This window comes from Corynebacterium sp. HMSC074A09 (assembly GCF_001811545.1).
GTDB lineage: Bacteria > Actinomycetota > Actinomycetes > Mycobacteriales > Mycobacteriaceae > Corynebacterium > Corynebacterium hiratae.
Window position 1 is genome coordinate 1 of the sequence record NZ_KV805130.1, and the last position, 1,900, is coordinate 1,900.

Sequence of the window (1,900 nt, forward strand, 5' to 3'; positions counted from 1 at the left end):
GATGCCACGGTGACTGTCACGGTTGAGCAGCCGGATGCTCCCGAGGCCGATGTGTCCGTGGATGCTATCCCGGACATGAAGGTTCCCCGTGGTGAAAAGGTTTCCATCCCGGTAAAGGCAACTGATGGTGCGGAGGTAGCCGTTGATGGTCTGCCTGAGTTCCTGAAGTACAACCCGGATACCAACGCGATCGAGGGCGAGGTGCCGGCAGATGCTGAGCTGAAGTCCTATGACATCAAGGTCAAGGCGACCAAGGATGGAAAGAATGCCTCGGATGAGTTCAAGCTCACGGTAACCGAGCGGATGATCGAGGATCCGGACACTGATGGTGACGGTATCCCTGATTCTCAGGATCCCGACATTGATGGTGATGGTGTCAACAACTCTGATGAGAAGGCTGCTGGCACTGACCCGTACAACCCGGATACCGATGGCGACGGCGTCAACGATGGTGACGAGGACACCGACGGTGACGGCAAGCCGAACAAGGACGAGTCCAACCCGAATGAGGACAAGATCACCGATAAGGATGGTGATGGCATCCCGGACATCATTGACCGTGATGATGAGGATGGTCCGAAGGGTGACAAGGACGGCGACGGCATCATCAATGAAGAGGACCCGGACGCTGACGGCGATGGTGTTTCTAATGATGATGAGAAGGAAGCCGGTCTTGATCCGTTGAACCCGGATACCGATGGTGACGGCGTCAACGATGGTGACGAGGATACTGACGGTGACGGTAAGAAGAACCGTGATGAGTCTGAGGTTCCTGAGGGTCCGGTTAAGGACGAGGACGGCGACGGCCTTGGCGATACCGGTGTTACCGATAAGGATCCGGAGGACGGCAAGGCTGACATCACCGATGGTCCGCTGACCAACGACACTGACAAGGACGGCATCCCGGATGCTGTTGACCCGGATATCGATGGTGATGGTGTCAACAACACCGACGAGAAGGTTGCTGGCACTGACCCGTACAACCCGGATACCGATGGTGACGGCGTCAACGATGGTGATGAGGACGCTGACGGTGATGGCAAGACCAACGCTGAGGAGTCTGACCCGACTGTTGATGAGTCCAAGGACTCTGACGGTGATGGCATCCCGGACATCATTGATAAGGATGACGAGGATGGCCCGAAGGGTGACAAGGACGGCGACGGCATCATCAACGAAGAGGACCCGGACGCTGACGGCGACGGTGTTTCTAATGATGATGAGAAGGCCGCTGGCCTGAACCCGTTGAACCCGGATACCGATGGTGACGGCGTCAACGATGGTGACGAGGATACTGACGGTGACGGTAAGAAGAACCGTGATGAGTCTGAGGTTCCTGAGGGCAAGGTTGAAGACAAGGACGGCGACGGCCTTGGCGATACCGGTATCACCGATAAGAACAACAACGGTGTTGCTGACTTGGTTGATAAGCCAGGTAAGAAGCCTTCTAACCCGTCGTACCCGGACTACCCGTCCTGGCCGATTGATCCGAACAAGCCGGGCGAGGATGACAAGCCTGGTGATAAAGATCCGAAGGACAAGGACACCGATGGTGACGGTCTGACTGACGAGCAGGAGAAGGAGCTTGGCACCGATCCGAATAAGGCTGACACCGATGGTGACGGCATCAATGACGGTGACGAGGTAGACGGCTCCAAGAACCCGTTCGATAAGGACGGCAACAAGGTTAAGCCGGGTGAGAAGGGTGCTCCGACTGACCCGAAGAAGGCTGATACCGATGGTGACGGCACCAACGATGGTGACGAGGTCACTGGTTCCAAGAACAACGGCAAGCCGACTGATCCGAATAACCCGGACTCCAAGCCGGAGAAGGACCCGAACGGTTCCTCGAAGTTGCCTGACTGGAATGGTTCTTCCAACCTGTCTGAGCGTTGCATCA

General features: G+C 56.5%; 1 protein-coding gene. It reads left to right on the top strand.

Going from position 1 to position 1,900, the window contains the following annotated elements; all coding sequences use genetic code 11:
• On the top strand, positions 1 to 1,900 hold a 1,900-nt coding region (locus HMPREF2807_RS03670), incomplete at both ends, for a putative Ig domain-containing protein (protein ID WP_232751618.1).